This is a genomic window from Sphingobacterium sp. UME9 (assembly GCF_014170215.1).
Taxonomy (GTDB): Bacteria; Bacteroidota; Bacteroidia; order Sphingobacteriales; family Sphingobacteriaceae; genus Sphingobacterium; species Sphingobacterium paramultivorum.
This window is the reverse complement of record NZ_LZZP01000003.1, coordinates 899721-918217: the sequence shown is the minus strand read 5'-3', so window position 1 is coordinate 918217 and position 18497 is coordinate 899721. Positions and strand designations below refer to the sequence as shown.

Here is an 18497-nt window from a genome sequence, read left to right as displayed (position 1 = left end):
TTTTGTATATTAAATTTTATAGGGCAAATATATATTAATTTGGTAGATATTATAGAATATTAAAAAAATATTTTTACATTTGACCCTGAGAAAAGAATACTAAATCAATAGATTTTATTTGTTATATGCAAAGCTTCCGCACAGAATTAGAAAACCCAATCGTGGAAAAGGAAATTATCGAACTTGAAAAAAAGATTCGATTGTTCCATGAGGGCAAAATTGCCGACGAGAAATTTAGATCGTTGCGTTTGGCTAGGGGGGTATATGGACAAAGACAACCTGGAGTTCAAATGGTTCGTATAAAACTTCCATTTGGAAAGGTTACGTTTAAGCAATTGAACAAAATTGCAGCGATATCAGACGAATACGCAAGCCGCAACCTGCACCTGACCACACGTCAAGATATACAGATTCATTACGTTAGCCTTGACCGTACACCGGAACTTTGGTCCAAATTGGCTGAAGACGATATTACATTACGTGAAGCTTGTGGGAATACAGTCCGTAATGTCACCGCTTCTCCAAGTTCAGGAATCGATCCAAAGGAACCTTTTGATGTTTCGCCATATGCTCAGGCTACCTTTGAATATTTTTTGCGTAATCCAGTATGTGCGGAAATGGGACGAAAATTCAAAATGTCATTTTCCGCCAGTGATGAAGACACTGCGTTTTCCTATATTCATGACCTTGGTTTTATTCCAAAAATAAAAGTTGTCAATGGTGTGGAAACTAGGGGTTTTAAAGTGCTATTGGGTGGGGGATTGGGATCTCAGCCTTTCTTAGCATCAGTAACAAGCGAGTTTCTACCAGAGGATGAACTGATCCCCTATATAGAAGCTACACTTCGTGTCTTTGATCGTTATGGCGAAAGAAATAACCGCAATAAAGCTCGATTCAAATACCTTATTCAGAAATTAGGGTTAGAAGAAGTGCTAAATTTAATTGAAGTCGAAAAAATTGCGACGAAGGTGAAAAGCTATCCGATCGACCGAACCAAAATCGAACAGCCATTACCACCAGACGACAGCCAGTTATCAGCTATTGATCTAGATAGCGATCTAAACTATCAGGTTTGGAAGGGCACCAATACATTCGGACAAAAACAAGACGGATATTATGGTGTCTATGTACGGGTATCCACGGGTGATATTGGTACAGATAAAGCACGTGCGTTGGTTGCTGGTCTGAATAATTTGGTCGCTGACGATATCCGTATCACGCAAAACCAAAGCTTACTGCTAAAATACGCAACAGAAAAGTCACTGCCACATATTTATCAATTACTTAAATCTTTGGATCTAGCTCAGGTCGGTTTTGATAGTACAGCAGATGTAACAACTTGCCCTGGTACGGACACCTGCAATCTAGGCATCTCAAACAGCACCGAAATGGCCCGGGTTATTGAATCTTATATCGCTGAATTTCATCAAGATTTTGTCTTTAATCGTGATTTAAAAATCAAAATTTCGGGCTGTATGAATTCTTGCGGCCAACATGGTCTGGCACATATTGGCTTTCATGGTAGTTCAGTCAAAGCGGAGGGCAAAGTGGTTCCTGCGGCACAAGTTATGCTTGGCGGTGGAACAATTGGCAATGGTGAAGGGCGTGTTGCAGAGCGTATTATCAAAGTACCAACAAAAAGAGTCTTACATGTTGTAGAATGGGTGCTAAATGATTATAAAAAAAATGCGGAAGCAATTGAAAATTTCCATGCTTACTACGACAGACAAAGTAAGAATTACTTTTATAATCTTTTAAAACCGCTATCGGATCTGACCAATCTTGCTGAAGACGAATTTGTCGACTGGGGGCATGAAGGAACTTTCCAAACGGCAATCGGGGTTGGCGAGTGTGCGGGTGTCGTTATTGACTTGGTTGCCACATTGATTTATGAGGCGGAAGAAAAGTTACAATGGGCAAATGAAACATTTCAAGAATCCAAATTCTCGGATGCAATTTATCATGCCTATAATGCCTTTGTACAAGCAGCAAAAGCCTTATTATTGGATAAAGGAGTTAGCGCAAGCACACAAAATATCGTAATAAACGAATTCCAAACACATTTCGTGGAAACAGGTGAATATAATTTTGACCAAACGTTTCCGGAATTAGTCTTACAGATTAGTAAAAATGAACCAACGGAGCATTTTGCAATTAACTACCTTCAGGAAGCGACGAAGTTTATCAATGAAGTCTATCAACGTAAAAATTTAAAACCAGTATTGGTATAGGAGGGAATAGGTATGTCAATAAAAGCAAAAGTAACATTAGTCGGAGCAGGTCCGGGTGACCCGGATCTGATCAGCCTAAAGGGCATCAAAGCAATAGAAAAAGCAGATGTGATTTTATACGATGCCTTGGTGAATGAAGAATTACTGGATTATGCACAGGCTGAATGCATCAAGATATATGTTGGAAAACGAGCAGAACAACTCTCTACTTCACAGGATGAAATTAATCGCCTTTTGGTGGATTATGCCTTAAACTATGGCCATGTTGTCCGTCTAAAAGGTGGTGATCCATTTGTTTTTGGCCGTGGTGGAGAAGAAATTGATTACGTACAACAATATGGTATTGAAACGGCAGTTGTGCCGGGTATTTCCTCCGCAATTGGGCTTACCGGACTACAACAACTTCCATTAACTTACCGGGGAATCAGTGAGAGCTTTTGGGTCATTACAGGTTCCAAATCGGACGGCTCACTGTCAACAGATCTTTATCTGGCGGCAGAATCCAAGGCCACTGTCGTTGTCTTGATGGGCTATGGAAAATTGGCAGAGATCGTGGAAATTTACCGTCAAAGAAATCTGCACAATTTACCAATAGCCTTAATTCAAAATGGTTCATTGCCTAATGAAAAGGTTGTACTGGGTACTATCGATAATATTCTTGATGAATCAACTGAGAAAAGGGTAGGTGTACCAGCGATTATTGTAATTGGCGAGGTTGTTGCCAAGCATCGTTCATTCCAACACATTAAAGAAAAAGCTTTAGCTTTATAGATATGAACCAGCTATTTCCAATATTCGTCAAACTAAATCAAATTGACACCTTACTTGTTGGAGGCGGGAAAGTTGCATTGGAAAAATTTCAGGCTTTAATATCCAATGATGAAAGCTTAAAACTGACCATTGTGACTAGGGAAATCATCCCAGAATTTGAGGAACTATTGCAAAATTACGCACAAATTCAGCTCAACATTCGTCCTTTTGCACCAGATGACCTTACCGACAAACAACTTGTCATTGCAGCAACCAATAACATTGAGCTTAACGAGCAGTTGCGTAATTTAACAAGGCAAAATAACATACTATTTAATGCCGCGGACAAACCCGAATTATGCGACTTCTATCTCGGATCCATTGTAAAAAAAGGCAACCTGAAAATAGCCATTTCCACCAATGGTAAATCACCAACGATTGCCAAAAGGGTGAAGGAACTATTAAATGACCTGCTACCGGAGGAAATTGACGAAACACTGTCGCTCATGAGTACTTATCGAGAGCAGCTTAGAGGAGATTTCGAATACAAAGTAAAGCAGTTGAACGAGCATACCAAAAATATATTACGTTATGAACGTTAAGGAAATTAAAGAAATTATTGGCAAAAAAAAAGGAGTGGAGCTCTTACAAACAATAGCCTCCTTATTTCCTAATGAGGTAGTTTTTTCGACCTCTTTCGGTATTGAAGATCAAGTAATCACGGAATGGGTCGGTAAAAATAATATCAATATCGAAATATTCACGCTGGATACTGGACGACTGTTCAAAGAAACCTATTCCCTGTGGAGCCGTACCTTGGAGCGCTATCATTTGCACATCAAAACCTATACTGCTAATACAACATTGTTGGAAGATTTTATCAGCAGAAAAGGCCCAAACTCCTTCTATGAGTCGGTTGAGAATCGTAAGGAATGTTGCAGGATAAGGAAAATTGAACCTTTACAACGTGCGATTAAAGGAAAGAAAATTTGGGTAACGGGCATCCGATCAGATCAATCCATCAATCGCCACGATATGGACTTTATCGAATACGATGAAGCAAACCAAATCATCAAAATCCATCCTTTATTTGACTGGACTTTTGAGGAAGTAAAAAAATATTGTAAAGAACAATATATCCCTTACAATGTACTGCACGACAAGGGTTTCCCAAGTATCGGTTGTCAACCTTGTACAAGAGCGGTACAAGAAGGAGAGGACTTCCGCGCTGGTAGATGGTGGTGGGAAGATCAAAGTAAAAAAGAATGTGGTTTGCACGGTGTTAAATCATAAAATAGCGAAGCAGAAACCCAAATTCATTAAATCAAATTTTATTATTTCAGAGAATGGACTATTTAGATCATTTAGAAGCGGAAGCAATATATATTTTAAGAGAGGTAGCCGGACAATTTGAAAAACCAGCCCTATTATTCTCTGGTGGTAAGGACTCGATTACACTTGTTCACTTGGCAAAAAAAGCATTTAGACCGGGTAAATTTCCTTTCCCATTAGTTCACATTGACACTGGTCACAATTTTCCCGAAACAATCACTTTCAGGGATTCTCTGATTGAAGATATAGGAGAAAAACTTATTGTTGGTTATGTTCAAGACAGCATTGATCAAGGGAAAGTTGTTGAACAAAAGGGAAAAAATGCAAGTCGAAATGCCTTGCAGACAGTTACCTTACTCGATACAATCTCAAAACATGGTTTTGACGCTTGTATCGGTGGCGCACGTAGGGACGAAGAAAAAGCCCGTGCCAAGGAAAGAATCTTCTCAGTGCGTGACGAATTTGGACAATGGGATCCCAAACGCCAAAGACCTGAGCTTTGGAGCATCTTTAATGGCAAAATAAATAAGGGTGAAAATGTGCGCGTGTTTCCCATTTCAAATTGGACCGAGCTCGATGTTTGGAATTATATTAAACGCGAACAGATCGCATTGCCATCTATCTATTTCAGCCATGAACGGGAGGTTATTACCCGCAATGGGCAATTGATGGCTGCCGCCTCATTCTTAAATATCGATGCAGAGGATAATATAGAACGTAAATCTGTACGTTTCAGAACTGTGGGTGACATGACTTGTACAGCAGCGGTAGATTCAACGGCAACTGAGCTAGATGATATTATCGCTGAAATCAAGGCCTCAACGGTAAGTGAACGTGGTGCCAGGATGGACGACAAAGTATCTGAAGCAGCTATGGAAGAACGTAAAAAACAAGGATACTTTTAATTCAAATCAAACACCTGATATTGACAACAATGAATATATTGAAATTTATAACGGCCGGTTCTGTAGATGATGGTAAAAGTACCTTGATTGGCCGATTACTATACGACACAAACTCCATTTTGGATGACCAATTGGAAGCTATACAACGTGCCAACCGGAAAAATGATGACGGGACAGTAGACTTGGCCATATTGACTGATGGACTTAAAGCTGAACGCGAACAAGGGATAACAATCGATGTAGCATATAAATATTTCCAGACTGAACACCGAAAATATATTATAGCCGATGCTCCAGGACATATCCAATACACCAGAAACATGGTAACTGGCGCTTCCAATTCCGATCTTATAATCATTTTGGTTGACGCTAGAAAAGGCGTAATAGAGCAAACAAAACGCCATTCTTTCATTGCTAAATTATTGGCCATGAAACAAGTTTTGGTCTGCATAAACAAGATGGATATGGTCGATTATAGCGCTTCTGTTTTCGAACAGATCAAAGCCGATTATTTAACTTTAGCAACTAATCTCGGACTTAAGGATATTGATTTCATACCTGTTTCAGCCTTAAAAGGAGACAATATTGTCCATAAGTCCGAAAGAATGAGCTGGTATGCAGGCGAATCTTTATTGGATTACCTGGAAAATGTAGAAATTCACGAACAGGAAGCAGCCAGTTGGCGGTTTCCCGTCCAATGGGTTGTAAGACCACAAACAGAAGATTTGCACGATTATAGAGGTTATGCAGGCCGCGTACTAGGAGAGGGCTTAACGGTTGGTGACCAGGTCATTGTTTATCCAGCAGAAACATATAGCACAATTCAAGCGATTGAATTAAACGGACAACAACTTCAACGGGCTGAAAACGGACAATCTGTCATTGTACACCTCAGTGATGATGTTGATATTAGTCGTGGCGATACCATTGCGAGTGTAGAACATCCACCGAAGTTTGAGCGTAATATTCAAGCAAATTTATGTTGGTTCGACAATAAACCTTTGGATACAGAGCAAGTTTATCTTGTCCAAAGCCACAGTAAATTAACCAAAGTTAAGATAGTAAATGTGTTGTATAAATTTGATATCAATACACAGGAAAAAATATATAGCGACCCGATCAAACTCAATGATATTGGTCGAATAGCCATTAAATCCGCTGAGAATCTAGTATTTGATTTGCAGCAGGAAAATGCTGCAAATTCTCAAGCCATTGTTATTGATCCACGGACAAATCTAACCGTTGGAGCTTTAATGATTCAAGCAGTCGATTAATTTTTTTTTTAACGTAAATATTCAACCTAAATATTTTTCAAGGAACTCAGACAATGTCTGAGTTCCTTTTTTTACGAAGTTTAACTAACAGGGCAGGTCCCGATTTACACTATTTAACATAATATAAATTATAAACAAATGATTTACAAAGAGGGTGTAGGCATCCGGATTAAAACTAAGCTGAATAGTTGCCAAATAATCAGTAAAAAGCATTAGATGTTAGATATTTTATAATTATAGGCCTCATTTTAAAGTATTTTATCAAAACAGAATTATTTTCGTTTTTCAATAATAAAAATCGAACAAAATACAGTTAACACATCAATACACACACATTTCACCAACGAATCATCGATTTTAAACGAAAAATATAAAATATGAAATTTCATTAAAACAGATTAATATTTGTAAATAATTAACAAATATTGGTTTTTCATTAAAAAATACATAAATTAGTGCCAGCCAAAGGGAAATTTTACTAATTAAAACATGTCAAAAAATTTTAACGAGTTCATCTCAATCGTTGAGAAACGCAATCCAAATGAACCAGAATTCTTACAAGCTGTAAAAGAAGTTACCGAGGATTTATTTCCTTATATTACCGAAAACCATCCTGAATTTTTCGACCAAAAGATTCTTGAAAGACTGACTGAACCAGAGCGGATTATATCCTTCCGTGTAACTTGGTTGGACGATAACCACCAGGTACAGGTAAACCGTGGTTATCGTGTTCAAATGAACAGTTCAATCGGTCCATATAAAGGCGGTCTCCGCTTCGCTCCTTCTGTTAACCAAAGTATTTTAAAATTCCTCGCTTTTGAGCAAGTATTTAAAAACAGCTTAACAGGACTGCCAATTGGTGGTGGTAAAGGGGGCTCTGATTTTGATCCTAAAGGTAAAACAGATAATGAAATTATGCGTTTTTGTCAAAGCTTTATGACTGAACTTTATCGTCATATTGGCGCAGATACAGATGTTCCTGCGGGAGATATTGGCGTTGGTGGACGTGAAATAGGCTTCTTATTCGGTCAATTTAAACGACTTCAAAACAATTTTACAGGGGTTCTAACGGGTAAAGGTGAATTATGGGGTGGATCATATATTCGTCCTGAAGCTACTGGTTATGGGCTTCTATATTTTGTTGACTGTATATTCAAATATCAAGGAAAATCTTTACAAGGTAAAGTAGCGACAGTATCTGGTGCTGGCAACGTAGCCTTTTACGCTGTTGAAAAAGCCGTTCAACTTGGCGCCAAAGTAATTACAGTTTCAAATAGTTTGGGTACACTTTATGATCCTGATGGTTTTGATGCTGAAAAAATGGCATTTGGGGCTACTTTGGGAAGAAACCTCGATCAATATCCCGCACGTTATCCGAATGCCCAGTTCTTACCTGGTCAAAAGCCTTGGCAATTTAAATGTGATATCGCATTACCATGTGCAACACAAAATGAATTAGAAGAATCGGATGCTAAAGCGCTTGTAGCAAATGGTTGTATCTGCGTAGCTGAAGGTGCTAATATGCCTTCTACTGCAGAAGCTATTAAAGTTTTTCTAGACGCAAAAATCAGTTTTGCTCCTGGTAAAGCTGCGAATGCTGGTGGTGTTGCTGTCAGTGGCCTGGAAATGTCTCAAAACTCAATCCGTACACAATGGTGTACAGAAGAAGTTGACAACCGCTTAAAAACTATTATGGAAAGCATTCACGAAACTTGTTTGAAATATGGCCAAGACAGTGGATTCGTTAATTATTTGAAAGGTGCCAATATTGGTGGTTTTATAAAAGTCGCTAACGCGATGAAAGCACAAGGTATCGTATAACACGCCTTTTTCTAATCATATCATAATCCTGAGCGCTCAAATGCATTGCATTTGGGCGTTTTTTTATATTTTTATGCTAATTTTAAAAAACACGAAATTTACATGAGATTAATAGCTGAACTCCCCCATCCCGATTGCAAGATTTCAATTTTTGGTATGAATCAAAAATTCATTATTAAATTCGAGCAAGGAAACTTAGAACAATCCTATAAAATTGCAGAAATGGATATAATTGGCGGTGTAAATGGGGTCTTTGATTTACTCGACGAAGAATTTCTAAAAAGTGTGATCGATCAATTCGCATCGATGCGCCAATCTTTTAACAGTGCTTACAGTAGATACGAATAAAAAATCCATGCTGAACTATATCTATTTTGTGGCATTTTGGGCCTGCCAAATAATTTCATCGATCCTGTTTAAACTTGGCGGGATACATCCAAAGTATAAATGGACAACTTTAATTATTGGAAACATTATTCTTTTATCGGCAAGTTGGTTTCTTGTACAGTTATTTAAAAATGTCTCTCAACCTATCGTAATTGCCTTATGTTCTGGCGGTACATTTTTGACCGTCCAGTTAGCGATGGCGCTATATTTTAAAAGTTCATTGAGCTGGCAGCAAGTATTGGGTATGTTTGTCATTATTTCAGGTATGGTTTTGATTACTTTTGGAGGTAAAGAAACGACCTAAGCTATACTGAGATTAGTTATAGATGTGTTTATTTGTTATAGTAAAACTCATCTATAACTAATGAACCTGCCAATTGTTGGTTAAAACGATCTAGATCGTTCATTTTGCCAGAAATATCATACATTACCTCCAACTTACCATTGATCTTTTCAATAACACGCCTGGTAGCTTTAATCTTAAAATCCAATGCCAACTGTTCAAACTCATGTAAGTGATAAAACTCATTGGAACTAAATTTCACGTGTAGAGAACGGATTAGGTAATAACGAGCCAGAAGAATTTCGATCCGCTGAAAAAGTGCGAGTATTACCACCATAAAGACAGCAAAGGAAATGGCATAAACCAGTTGCCCCAATTCGTCAAACATGCCAATACCAGCTGTCGCCCAAATAACGGCCGCCGTTGTGAGACCACTGACCGATAGCTTGCCTTTAAAGATCACACCAGCGCCAATAAAACCTATACCAGTCACAATATTTGCAGCGACGCGATCCGTACTATTTCCAATAAACAAACAGGAGACAATAGTAAACATTGCCGAACCGAAACAAATAAGCACTACCGTTCGAAATCCAGCAGATTTATTCCTATACTCACGTTCAAAACCAATTAAACTGCCACACAAAATTGAAGTGATAGCGTTTAACAAAGGCTCACTAGTCAAAAAGTTAATAATATTCTCCATACTAAACTTTGCAGAAAGATGAAACATGGAGCTCCGAATGTTCGGAGCTCCATGCAATTTAGGCTATAGATAAGCGTAAGTTATACCATCGCCCCCACGATCCTGATGCTCGTCCTCAAAACGGCTTACATGGCTATACTTACGAAGGTAGTCGCGAATAAATTTGCGCAAAATACCATCACCTTTACCATGAATAATTTTTAAAGATGGATAACCTATCATGACAGCCCGATCCAGAACACGTTCTAATTCATTCAGTGCGTCTTCTGTGCGCATGCCTCTTAAATCAAGTTCTGGTTTAAAATCAGCTACACTACCAGAAGACAGTGATTTTGATAGGCTTTTTGCAGACTTCTTCCCTTCCCGACCTTCGAGTTTAATCACATTCTTTCGCTTTTGAACAGTACGCAATTCACCCATGGCAAGAATAAGGTTGTTCTTTGCAATTTCGACAATCTGCGCTTCAGCACCATTATCTATAATCTGTACCCAATCCCCAATATTTAATACGGTGGATTCAGGCATTTTCTCTTTGACGATTTGCTTTGCTGGTTTTTGCTCTTTGGGGAGAACAGCTTGAAGTGCCTGATCCAAATTGCTGCGCAACTCACGTGTTTTCTCTTTGTCCGCTTTTGCAGATTTGATCTGTGCTACCGTATTTTCGATTAACTTATTCGAACTTTTAATAATCTGCTGTGCTTCCTCTTTCGCCTTCTTCAAAATCACGCGCTTATTTTCTTCCAAATAACTTTGCAATTCCAAATACTCCGATTTAATTGACTCCAGTTCCTTCTCGCGCTTATTAATAGCAACTTTTGTATCAAACACCTCTTTCTTTTCTCGTTCAAGATCGATCAATAGTGTATCTACCTTCTTCTGTTGAACACCAATTTTACTTTTAGCAGATTCCAAAATATCCTTACCTAATCCTATTTTCTGCGCGATTTCGAAAGCATAAGAGCTTCCTGGTTTGCCAATTTGAAGGATATACATCGGTTTCATTTCGCGATTGTCAAATAACATTGAAGCATTTTCCAAACCCGTCGTGTTACTAGCAAATACTTTAAGATTTGAATAGTGTGTTGTCACAACTCCCCTAATTTGTTTTTTGCTAAGTGATTCCAATACAGCCTCAGCAATAGGTCCGCCAAACAAAGGGTCAGTACCTGTTCCAAACTCATCGATCAGTACCAAAGTACGCCCGTTTGCAAATTCTGTAAAATATTTCATCTTGGACAGATGTGCACTGTAGGTACTTAAATCACTCTCAATGGATTGATCATCGCCTATATCTGCAAATATTTGCTTAAAAACACCGACTTTACTTGTCGGTTCCGCTGGTATTAATAAGCCCGATTGCACCATGATTTGCAACAGACCAACCGTTTTCATACATACAGATTTCCCTCCCGCATTTGGCCCTGAGACAACAATAATGCGTTGAATATTATCGATTTGAATATTCAACGGAACAACAGTATGATGCTGATTCAGCAATAGAAGCGGGTGTCGACCATTGACCAAATTAATCTCGGCCTCCTTCGATAACTCGGGCATCTCCGCCTCAATATCCAAGGCAAAAAGTGCTTTCGCGCGCACAAAATCTACTTTGGTCAATAGGCTATGATAGGAAAGCAATAGCGGAATATGTGGTCGGACCTTGTCCGTTAGCTCCACTAAAATACGGATGACCTCACGTCTACGTTCAAACTCTAAATCCCTAATCTTATTGTTTAACTGAAATACTTCTTCAGGTTCTATATAAGCTGTTTGTCCCGTAGCTGACTCATCATGAATCAAACCTTTGAGCTTTCTTTTATTTTCCGCAAGAATAGGAATACAGAGCCTTCCATCCCGTATCGTCAGATTCCCGTCCGCTGTCCAGCCACTGTCCTGTGCGCTCTTAAAGATACTATTGATACGTTTAAGTGCCTCATGTTCTGCTCGTTGAATCTGTTGGGTTATTTCCAATAGTAATCGGGAAGCATTATTTTTAAGCTTTCCACGTTCATCAATGACCATTTCGATATCGCGAATAATCCCCTTTTCGATCGGTAAATGTTCAAACAATATTTCTAGATTGGGATAGAGTCCTTCCCGTTCATTAAAATAACGAATAATCGCGTAAACAGTCTTGAGGGATAATAACACCCGAAAGAATTCATCCTCGAATAAAAATGCTCCCTCTACCCGAGCCTTCTCAATAATGGATCTAAGCGGAAAGAAATTTTCAACCGGAAATGCGCCATCATTCATTAGAAGATCCTTAAACTCGCTGGTCTGTCTTAGAAATCGGTCGATTTGGTCAAACCGGGTTTGAGGTTGAATTTTTTCAACTAGCTCACGCCCCGACTCGCTTAAGCATTTTTGTTTTATTTTATCTTTTATCTCGGAAAATCCGAGTTTATCAATTGCATTTATTGGATATACCATAGAAATTATATTCTTTGATGGTTAAAGTTTCGTCGGCGGCTTGATATGTTGCGGCGGCGTAAGAATTGGTCTTTTTTCCAATTCATTTGTTGGTAATTGTGGCTCCACACGCTTTTGTGTCACAACAGTATCCTTGACTGAAGTACCAGGTGTTTTCAGTTTGGAAGCTGTATCTTTCTGTGGAGAAGGTGATTCAATTGGTAAATTTGAATTACCAACCGACAATTGGTTCATTAGATAGCCGTTCAAGCTTATACCAGTCTTTGTCTGAAAGCTTGTATTAAACAAGGAAGAAGCTTCTCTAAAGTTGAATTTCGTCTTATTTGGCAGATAATGGATAAGGGCTGCAATTCGTTCCTGATAAGCCTGCTGTGCACGTATAACGCGATTGGTGCTATCTTGAATACGCATATTCTGTATTGAATCGCGCGTTCGAATTGAATCTTGTTTTTTACGTTCTATATCTGCGTAAATCTTATTCTCCTTCGTTAAATTATCCTCCACTTTTTTATAAATCGCAGACATCACTTCAGCATCCTTACCATAATAGTCTAAATTCTTTCGAAAAGAAATCGAATCCAATCCATATTTATCAAAGGTCACTTGATACAATGGCAACATCACTTTACGTGCACTATCAATGGGTAAAATATTAAGATAAGAGTCTGTCAGCTGAATTTCTGTCAATGCATCCACAAACTTACTTTGAGAGATAATATCTTTCCCCCCAGTTCCGACACAAGAACCAAATAAAAAAATCACTGCAAGTAGATTCAGTATTAATCGTAGCATTTCGTAGTTTTGTACAAATTTACAAAAAGCACCGACATTTGGCACTTTTTACATCATCAAAACTATATCGGAAATGAGTATTGCTAATAATTTAGAAACGTTAAGATTGGAAACCGAGGCTGTTGGGGTACAACTTGTAGCAGTTTCAAAAACAAAATCCAATTCGGACATCTTGGAAGCCTATGAGGCAGGACAACGTATCTTTGGTGAAAATCATGTTCAAGAATTAGTTGAAAAAGCAGAGCTTTTACCTAAAGATATTCAGTGGCATATGATTGGTCACCTTCAAACAAATAAGGTTAAATATATTACACCATTCATCAGCTTAATTGCGTCAGTTGATTCATTAAAATTATTAAAAGAGATTAACAAACATGCTCAGAAAGCGAAGCGTACAATCGACTGTTTGTTGCAGGTATATATTGCAGAAGAAGAAACAAAATTTGGTTTCGACCATGCTGAGCTAGTTGAGCTTCTTCGCGACGACGAGTTTCTAGAATTAAAAAATATTCGAATTTGTGGCTTAATGGGCATAGCATCCAATACGGATAAAGAAAAAGTCATTAAAGCTGAATTCTATGAGTTAAAAATGTTATTCGATGGGATTAAGGCAAGTTTTTATCGGAAGGAAGAGTATTTCAATATTCTCTCCATGGGGATGTCTTCAGACTATAAGCTGGCGATTGAAGAAGGTTCAACAATGGTACGTATCGGAAGCACAATATTTGGTAAAAGAGTAATCAAACACTTCAAAAACAATGATTAAAGCAACCATACGAGAGGCAATTGACAATGATTGCCCACAAATGCTCGAGCTGATTAAAGAATTGGCTATTTTTGAAAAAGCACCAGACGAAGTCACAGTATCACTTGAAGAATTTAAAGATGCAGGCTTTGGAAAGAATCCCGTTTGGGGCGCATTTGTTGCTGAAGTGGATAGCGAAATTGTCGGAATTTCATTATATTATGTCCGATATTCGACGTGGAAAGGCAGAAGACTCTATTTGGAGGATCTGATTGTCACCGAAAGAATGCGAGGTCTGGGGATAGGAAAACTGCTTTTTGATAAAACTTTAGCTTACGGTAAACAATGTGGATTCCATGGCATGGTATGGCAAGTCCTCGATTGGAATGAGCCCGCTATAAAGTTTTATGAAAAATATAAAGCAAACTTTGATGCCGAATGGATCAATGTGTCAATCACTTATTAAATAACAGAGATAATCTATTCAATGCGATTTTACTTTTCTTTAATAGTATTAGTTATCAGCTGTTTGCTGTCCGCTTGCAATGACCACAAAAAGGCCGCTATAGCGACACAGCCCACAGACACACTCTCCTATAGTCAAAAAAGCATAGATGAGCATAGCAATTATTTTCTAAAAGAAGATGATCGACTGGATACAACGTATTTTCGCGCAAAATACCCTGTTTTTCAAGAAGATAATATTAATGAACTTATCACCACTATTGTTCATCTCGAAGGCGACACAAGTATGCAGGAGGCCGCCCATCGTTTTATTAATTCTTATAATGAATATGTGGAGGATAATAACGGCAAATCCACTTCAACCTGGAACCGGGATCTAAAGGTCGATGTGATTGCCAATACTCCTGTTTTTCTGGGGCTAAGGACAAAGCAGGATGAATACACGGGCGGTGCGCATGGTGACCACTTTACCCTTTATTCAAACTTCGATAGACAGTCAAACAAACAGATTATGATTGATGACATTATTCAGAAAGAGAATAAAGATAAATTTGTCAAAATCGCTGAGCAATATTTCCGCAAACAAGAAGGGTTAAGCACGGACGATTCTTTAAGTGGAAAGTATTTTTTTGAAGATGGTAAGTTTTCGCTCGCAGATAATTTTACGTTTGAAAAGGACGATATTCTATTTTATTATAACGTATATGAGATCAAATCCTATGCGGAGGGAAATACAGAATTACGTATTCCCTACACGACATTCAAACATTTGATTTCGGACAAAGGATTACATTATATAAATAGTATCAATTAGCAATCAACTAAACTAATAAATAAATGCAGGTTTTTAAATTTGGGGGCGCATCAGTAAAGGATGCAGAAAGTGTCAGAAATTCAGCGCGGATTATTTCAAAATACAAGGGCGAAGCCTTGTTAGTTGTCATATCAGCGATGGGAAAGACAACTAACCTTCTAGAAAAATTGACCAAAGAATATTTTAACAATACTGGCAACCAATTTCAGACATTGGAAGAGGCCAAAGAATTTCACTTTCATATCCTTCGAGAATTATTTCCTGAGGCTGAACACCCTATATTTGATGAAATTTCTAACTGCTTTGTGGAGATCGAGTGGATTTTAGAGGAGGAACCTCAAGATTCATATGACTATCTTTTCGATCAAATTGTATCGATGGGTGAACTTATCTCGACAAAGATCGTGGCAGCTTATGTTGCTTTTATCGGTGAAAAGGTAAAATGGCTCGATGCACGTGATTATATATTCACAGACAATACGTATCGCGAAGCAGTTGTAGACTGGAATAAAACTGAAGAAAAAATTCGCACGGAGCTGCCTGCAATACTTGACGAATATATCGTGATTACGCAAGGTTTTTTGGGCTCTACCTCTGAAAATTTCACAACTACTTTGGGTCGTGAAGGCTCCGACTATTCGGCGGCGATCTTTGCTTCCTGCCTAAATGCCGAAAATGTAACGATTTGGAAAGACGTTCCGGGTGTACTTAATGCCGATCCAAAATGGTTTGAGAAAACCGAGCTAATTCCCGAGTTATCCTATACGGATGCCATCGAACTTACCTATTATGGTGCAACGGTCATTCACCCTAAAACCATCAAACCATTACAGAATAAGAAAATCGCATTGAACGTACGTTCCTTTGTCGACCCCGATTCTCCGGGTACTATGATAAAAAGTACGAATCAAACCTTACCTGTTCCTTCTTTCATATTCAAGGTAAATCAAATTTTTATTTCCATCTCTCCAAGGGACTTCTCTTTTATCGTGGAAGATAATTTAAGAGATATCTTCAATCTATTCTACGAGCATCGTATCAAAATCAATATGATGCACAACACAGCTATCAATTTCACCGTTGCAGTAGATGATACTGGAAAAAATCTGGTGGACTTAATCAATGAGCTGGAGCAAAGATTCAAAGTCAAATATGAATCCGGACTCGAGCTTATTACAATTCGTTATTACAATCAAGAAACAATTGATCGCGTTTTGGTTGATAAGCAAGTTATTAGTGAATTAAAGGATACATATACCTGTCAGCTTCTCGTAAAGAAAATATAAATGAATACATTGATCCTTCAAGAGGAGATTCAACAGTTTTTAGATAAAAACGCACTTGAGTCCCCTACTAAAATTGCATTAAAAAAATCTCCTTTTGAAGGAATATCGTCTTCCGAGCTTGCCGCACAACTCGACGGAAGACAACGGGCTAGCACAAAAATTCCCTTATGGGCGGAAACGCCAGGAATCTATTTTCCTGCCAAGCTTAACTTGGAGCAATGTTCTTCGGAAACAACGGCAGTATTCAAAAGTTCACTGATTAAAAAAGGTACAAGCTTAATTGATGCCACCAGTGGCTTTGGCGTAGATAGCTTTTATTTCTCAAAACAGGCTGCACAGGTTACGTCTTGCGAGCTAAATCCTGATTTGGCAGCGATCACAAAGCATAATGCCGCTGTATTAAAAGCGGATAACCTTCAGATCATTGCCGCTAACGGTGTCGATTATATTCTCAATGATCCAATCAAACAATTTGATTACATCTATTTAGATCCTTCGAGAAGAGTTCAAAACAAAAAGGTCTTTTTATTGGATGAATGTGAACCTAATTTAGTGCAATTGCAGGATGACTTTTTTCAGCGCAGCAACACCATCATCAGCAAACTTGCACCACTATTGGATATCTCTTCTGCCATACAACAGCTGAGACATGTGAAAGATGTTTATGTTGTATCCTCACAAAATGACTGCAAAGAGCTTATTTTCGTGCAAGAAAAAGATCATGAAGGTGCCGCCGTCGTTCATGCCGTCAGATTATATCACGGACAGCAACAAGTTATCTCCTTCACCTATGAAAGTGAGCGCGCTCTCGTAAATGAATATAGCGAACCACTATCCTATTTATATGAACCAGATGTTGCTCTCTCCAAAGCTGGGGCCTTTAAAACGGTTGGCCAATTATTTGACATTAAAAAACTTCATAAAAACACGCATCTCTACACTTCCGATCAAAAGATCGAAAACTTTCCTGGTAAAACATTTATCGTAAAACAGGTAGAATCCTTTTCTGATTTCAAGAAAAACAAGAAATCATTGCAATCAGGGATCATTGCCAAAAATTTCCCACTCAAAACAGAAGAGATTAAAAAGAAATTTAAAATCAAGGATGCTGGGGACTCCTTTTCTTTTTTTACGACAATCCTAAATGATCAATTTAGTGTCATACATACACAGCGAATGCTAGAATAGACATTTTCATTACAATTGTCGAAAATCTTCTCCGTAATTTTAATGTATGGATAAAATAGCATTATCAGCATTGGATTTAGCTCCGATCAAAAAAGGGGAGCATACAGCGAGCGCGTTGGCTCGCACCGTAAAAATTGCCCGACATGTAGAAAAATTAGATTTTAAAAGAATATGGGTGGCCGAACATCATAATATGGAATATATTGCCAGTTCAGCAACTTCACTCCTAATACAACATATCGCATCAAATACCAGTTCTATTCGCGTGGGTTCTGGTGGGATCATGTTGCCAAATCACGCTCCTTTAGTCATCGCAGAGCAATTTGGAACCTTAGAAACCTTATTTCCAGGGCGTATTGACCTAGGTTTAGGACGTGCACCAGGCACTGATCAATTGACCGCAATGGCTTTACGTAGAAACAACTTGAATACAGCCTTTCAATTTCCACAAGAGGTAAAAGACTTACAGCGCTACTTCAGTGCAGACAACTATGACGCAAAAGTACGTGCCTTTCCAGGAGAAGGACTGGATATTCCACTTTATATCCTCGGGTCAAGTACCGATAGTGCCTATTTAGCCGCTAGTCTAGGTCTTCCTTATGCTTTTGCAACGCATTTTGCTCCAGCTCAGTTTGCCTCAGCAAGCATGATCTATCATCAAAATTTTGTTCCTTCTAATGCATTGGAAAAGCCATATTTCATCTCTTGTGTCAATGTTATTGCTGCCGATAGTACCGAAGAAGCCAATTTTTTGGCAACCAGTTTCTATAATCTATTTGCTGGTATTGTGACAAATACCAGAAGGCCACTTTCAGAGCCTACTCAAGAAGTTATCTATAAAGGCATTCCAGCTATAGAGCAAGCCGTGCAAAGTATGGCTTCCTGTGCATTTATTGGCGATGGCACTAAAATTCTTCCAGAAATAGAAAAATTCGTAAACGATCACAAAGTGGACGAGATCATGGCCACTTCCTATATCTTTGATGATGAAAAGTGTCTCCACTCGTTGTCATTGTTGAAAGAAATACTCACTTAAGGATCCAAGCTACTTTATATACGGTGAATTTTATATATTTAAACAAAAT

General features: G+C 38.4%; 18 protein-coding genes. 15 read left to right on the top strand and 3 right to left on the bottom strand.

Features of this window, described 5'->3' with window-relative positions; genetic code table 11:
* The first annotated feature begins 125 nt into the window (after window positions 1–125).
* The 9 genes from A9970_RS05385 to A9970_RS05345 all read left to right on the top strand — a co-directional run bounded on the left by A9970_RS05385 (window position 126) and on the right by A9970_RS05345 (window position 9004).
* The gene (locus A9970_RS05385; RefSeq protein ID WP_182981583.1) at window positions 126–2231 is read left to right on the top strand and encodes a HEPN domain-containing protein; all 2106 of its coding nucleotides are present in this window, start codon (window positions 126–128) and stop codon (window positions 2229–2231) included.
* Window positions 2232–2243: 12 nt separating this feature from the next.
* Entirely contained in the window at window positions 2244–3002 is a 759-nt protein-coding gene (cobA, locus tag A9970_RS05380; RefSeq protein ID WP_120336169.1) for a uroporphyrinogen-III C-methyltransferase, read from the top strand.
* Window positions 3003–3004: 2 nt separating this feature from the next.
* On the top strand, window positions 3005–3583 hold the full coding sequence (locus A9970_RS05375) for a bifunctional precorrin-2 dehydrogenase/sirohydrochlorin ferrochelatase (RefSeq protein ID WP_153848822.1): 579 nt from the start codon (window positions 3005–3007) through the stop codon (window positions 3581–3583).
* Complete coding sequence (locus tag A9970_RS05370) at window positions 3573–4274, top strand: phosphoadenylyl-sulfate reductase (RefSeq protein ID WP_182981582.1); 702 nt, start codon at window positions 3573–3575, stop codon at window positions 4272–4274. Before A9970_RS05375 ends, A9970_RS05370 begins: the two co-directional genes overlap by 11 nt.
* Before the next feature lie 53 nt (window positions 4275–4327).
* The gene (gene cysD, locus A9970_RS05365; protein ID WP_088161554.1) at window positions 4328–5218 is read left to right on the top strand and encodes a sulfate adenylyltransferase subunit CysD; all 891 of its coding nucleotides are present in this window, start codon (window positions 4328–4330) and stop codon (window positions 5216–5218) included.
* Window positions 5219–5247: 29 nt separating this feature from the next.
* Entirely contained in the window at window positions 5248–6492 is a 1245-nt protein-coding gene (locus tag A9970_RS05360) for a sulfate adenylyltransferase subunit 1 (RefSeq protein WP_182981581.1), read from the top strand.
* Between the two features lie 489 nt (window positions 6493–6981).
* Entirely contained in the window at window positions 6982–8313 is a 1332-nt protein-coding gene (gene gdhA / locus A9970_RS05355) for an NADP-specific glutamate dehydrogenase (protein ID WP_153848491.1), read from the top strand.
* A gap of 102 nt (window positions 8314–8415) precedes the next feature.
* Window positions 8416–8661, top strand: coding sequence for a hypothetical protein (locus A9970_RS05350; RefSeq protein WP_153848492.1), 246 nt, complete (start codon window positions 8416–8418; stop codon window positions 8659–8661).
* Between the two features lie 7 nt (window positions 8662–8668).
* Complete coding sequence (locus tag A9970_RS05345) at window positions 8669–9004, top strand: hypothetical protein (protein ID WP_231585243.1); 336 nt, start codon at window positions 8669–8671, stop codon at window positions 9002–9004.
* 28 nt (window positions 9005–9032) lie between these two features.
* Here A9970_RS05345 and A9970_RS05340 read toward each other — a convergent pair whose 3' ends face one another.
* The 3 genes from A9970_RS05340 to A9970_RS05330 all read right to left on the bottom strand — a co-directional run bounded on the left by A9970_RS05340 (window position 9033) and on the right by A9970_RS05330 (window position 12914).
* Complete coding sequence (locus tag A9970_RS05340; RefSeq protein WP_182981580.1) at window positions 9033–9689, bottom strand: MgtC/SapB family protein; 657 nt, start codon at window positions 9687–9689, stop codon at window positions 9033–9035.
* Between the two features lie 63 nt (window positions 9690–9752).
* On the bottom strand, window positions 9753–12122 hold the full coding sequence (locus A9970_RS05335) for an endonuclease MutS2 (RefSeq protein WP_182981579.1): 2370 nt from the start codon (window positions 12120–12122) through the stop codon (window positions 9753–9755).
* 21 nt (window positions 12123–12143) lie between these two features.
* Complete coding sequence (locus tag A9970_RS05330; protein WP_182981578.1) at window positions 12144–12914, bottom strand: DUF4296 domain-containing protein; 771 nt, start codon at window positions 12912–12914, stop codon at window positions 12144–12146.
* A 73-nt stretch (window positions 12915–12987) separates the two neighbouring features.
* Between A9970_RS05330 and A9970_RS05325 the strand changes: the two genes are divergently transcribed.
* From A9970_RS05325 to A9970_RS05300, 6 genes are read left to right on the top strand one after another with little or no spacing between them, the layout of a single operon-like run.
* A complete protein-coding gene (locus tag A9970_RS05325; RefSeq protein WP_182981577.1) occupies window positions 12988–13680 on the top strand; it encodes a YggS family pyridoxal phosphate-dependent enzyme in 693 nt (230 codons plus the stop codon).
* Window positions 13673–14125: a GNAT family N-acetyltransferase gene (locus tag A9970_RS05320; RefSeq protein ID WP_153848497.1), complete on the top strand. Its 453-nt coding sequence runs from the start codon at window positions 13673–13675 to the stop codon at window positions 14123–14125. Before A9970_RS05325 ends, A9970_RS05320 begins: the two co-directional genes overlap by 8 nt.
* A 21-nt stretch (window positions 14126–14146) precedes the next feature.
* Window positions 14147–14938, top strand: coding sequence for a DUF3298 and DUF4163 domain-containing protein (locus A9970_RS05315; protein ID WP_220801519.1), 792 nt, complete (start codon window positions 14147–14149; stop codon window positions 14936–14938).
* A 23-nt stretch (window positions 14939–14961) separates the two neighbouring features.
* Window positions 14962–16224, top strand: coding sequence for an aspartate kinase (locus A9970_RS05310; protein ID WP_153848499.1), 1263 nt, complete (start codon window positions 14962–14964; stop codon window positions 16222–16224).
* Window positions 16225–17412 (top strand): THUMP-like domain-containing protein, encoded by a 1188-nt coding sequence (locus tag A9970_RS05305; RefSeq protein ID WP_182981575.1) that lies wholly within the window; start codon window positions 16225–16227, stop codon window positions 17410–17412.
* Between the two features lie 46 nt (window positions 17413–17458).
* The gene (locus tag A9970_RS05300) at window positions 17459–18448 is read left to right on the top strand and encodes an LLM class flavin-dependent oxidoreductase (protein ID WP_182981574.1); all 990 of its coding nucleotides are present in this window, start codon (window positions 17459–17461) and stop codon (window positions 18446–18448) included.
* Window positions 18449–18497 lie beyond the last annotated feature (49 nt).

Bases quoted from the DNA above. Each gene is read 5' to 3' on its own strand.
- A9970_RS05385 (WP_182981583.1), top strand. From the start codon at position 126: ATGCAAAGCTTCCGCACAGAATTAGAAAACCCAATCGTGGAAAAGGAA.
- cobA (WP_120336169.1), top strand. From the start codon at position 2,244: ATGTCAATAAAAGCAAAAGTAACATTAGTCGGAGCAGGTCCGGGTGAC.
- A9970_RS05375 (WP_153848822.1), top strand. From the start codon at position 3,005: ATGAACCAGCTATTTCCAATATTCGTCAAACTAAATCAAATTGACACC.
- A9970_RS05370 (WP_182981582.1), top strand. From the start codon at position 3,573: ATGAACGTTAAGGAAATTAAAGAAATTATTGGCAAAAAAAAAGGAGTG.
- cysD (WP_088161554.1), top strand. From the start codon at position 4,328: ATGGACTATTTAGATCATTTAGAAGCGGAAGCAATATATATTTTAAGA.
- A9970_RS05360 (WP_182981581.1), top strand. From the start codon at position 5,248: ATGAATATATTGAAATTTATAACGGCCGGTTCTGTAGATGATGGTAAA.
- gdhA (WP_153848491.1), top strand. From the start codon at position 6,982: ATGTCAAAAAATTTTAACGAGTTCATCTCAATCGTTGAGAAACGCAAT.
- A9970_RS05350 (WP_153848492.1), top strand. From the start codon at position 8,416: ATGAGATTAATAGCTGAACTCCCCCATCCCGATTGCAAGATTTCAATT.
- A9970_RS05345 (WP_231585243.1), top strand. From the start codon at position 8,669: ATGCTGAACTATATCTATTTTGTGGCATTTTGGGCCTGCCAAATAATT.
- A9970_RS05340 (WP_182981580.1), bottom strand. From the start codon at position 9,689: ATGGAGAATATTATTAACTTTTTGACTAGTGAGCCTTTGTTAAACGCT.
- A9970_RS05335 (WP_182981579.1), bottom strand. From the start codon at position 12,122: ATGGTATATCCAATAAATGCAATTGATAAACTCGGATTTTCCGAGATA.
- A9970_RS05330 (WP_182981578.1), bottom strand. From the start codon at position 12,914: ATGCTACGATTAATACTGAATCTACTTGCAGTGATTTTTTTATTTGGT.
- A9970_RS05325 (WP_182981577.1), top strand. From the start codon at position 12,988: ATGAGTATTGCTAATAATTTAGAAACGTTAAGATTGGAAACCGAGGCT.
- A9970_RS05320 (WP_153848497.1), top strand. From the start codon at position 13,673: ATGATTAAAGCAACCATACGAGAGGCAATTGACAATGATTGCCCACAA.
- A9970_RS05315 (WP_220801519.1), top strand. From the start codon at position 14,147: ATGCGATTTTACTTTTCTTTAATAGTATTAGTTATCAGCTGTTTGCTG.
- A9970_RS05310 (WP_153848499.1), top strand. From the start codon at position 14,962: ATGCAGGTTTTTAAATTTGGGGGCGCATCAGTAAAGGATGCAGAAAGT.
- A9970_RS05305 (WP_182981575.1), top strand. From the start codon at position 16,225: ATGAATACATTGATCCTTCAAGAGGAGATTCAACAGTTTTTAGATAAA.
- A9970_RS05300 (WP_182981574.1), top strand. From the start codon at position 17,459: ATGGATAAAATAGCATTATCAGCATTGGATTTAGCTCCGATCAAAAAA.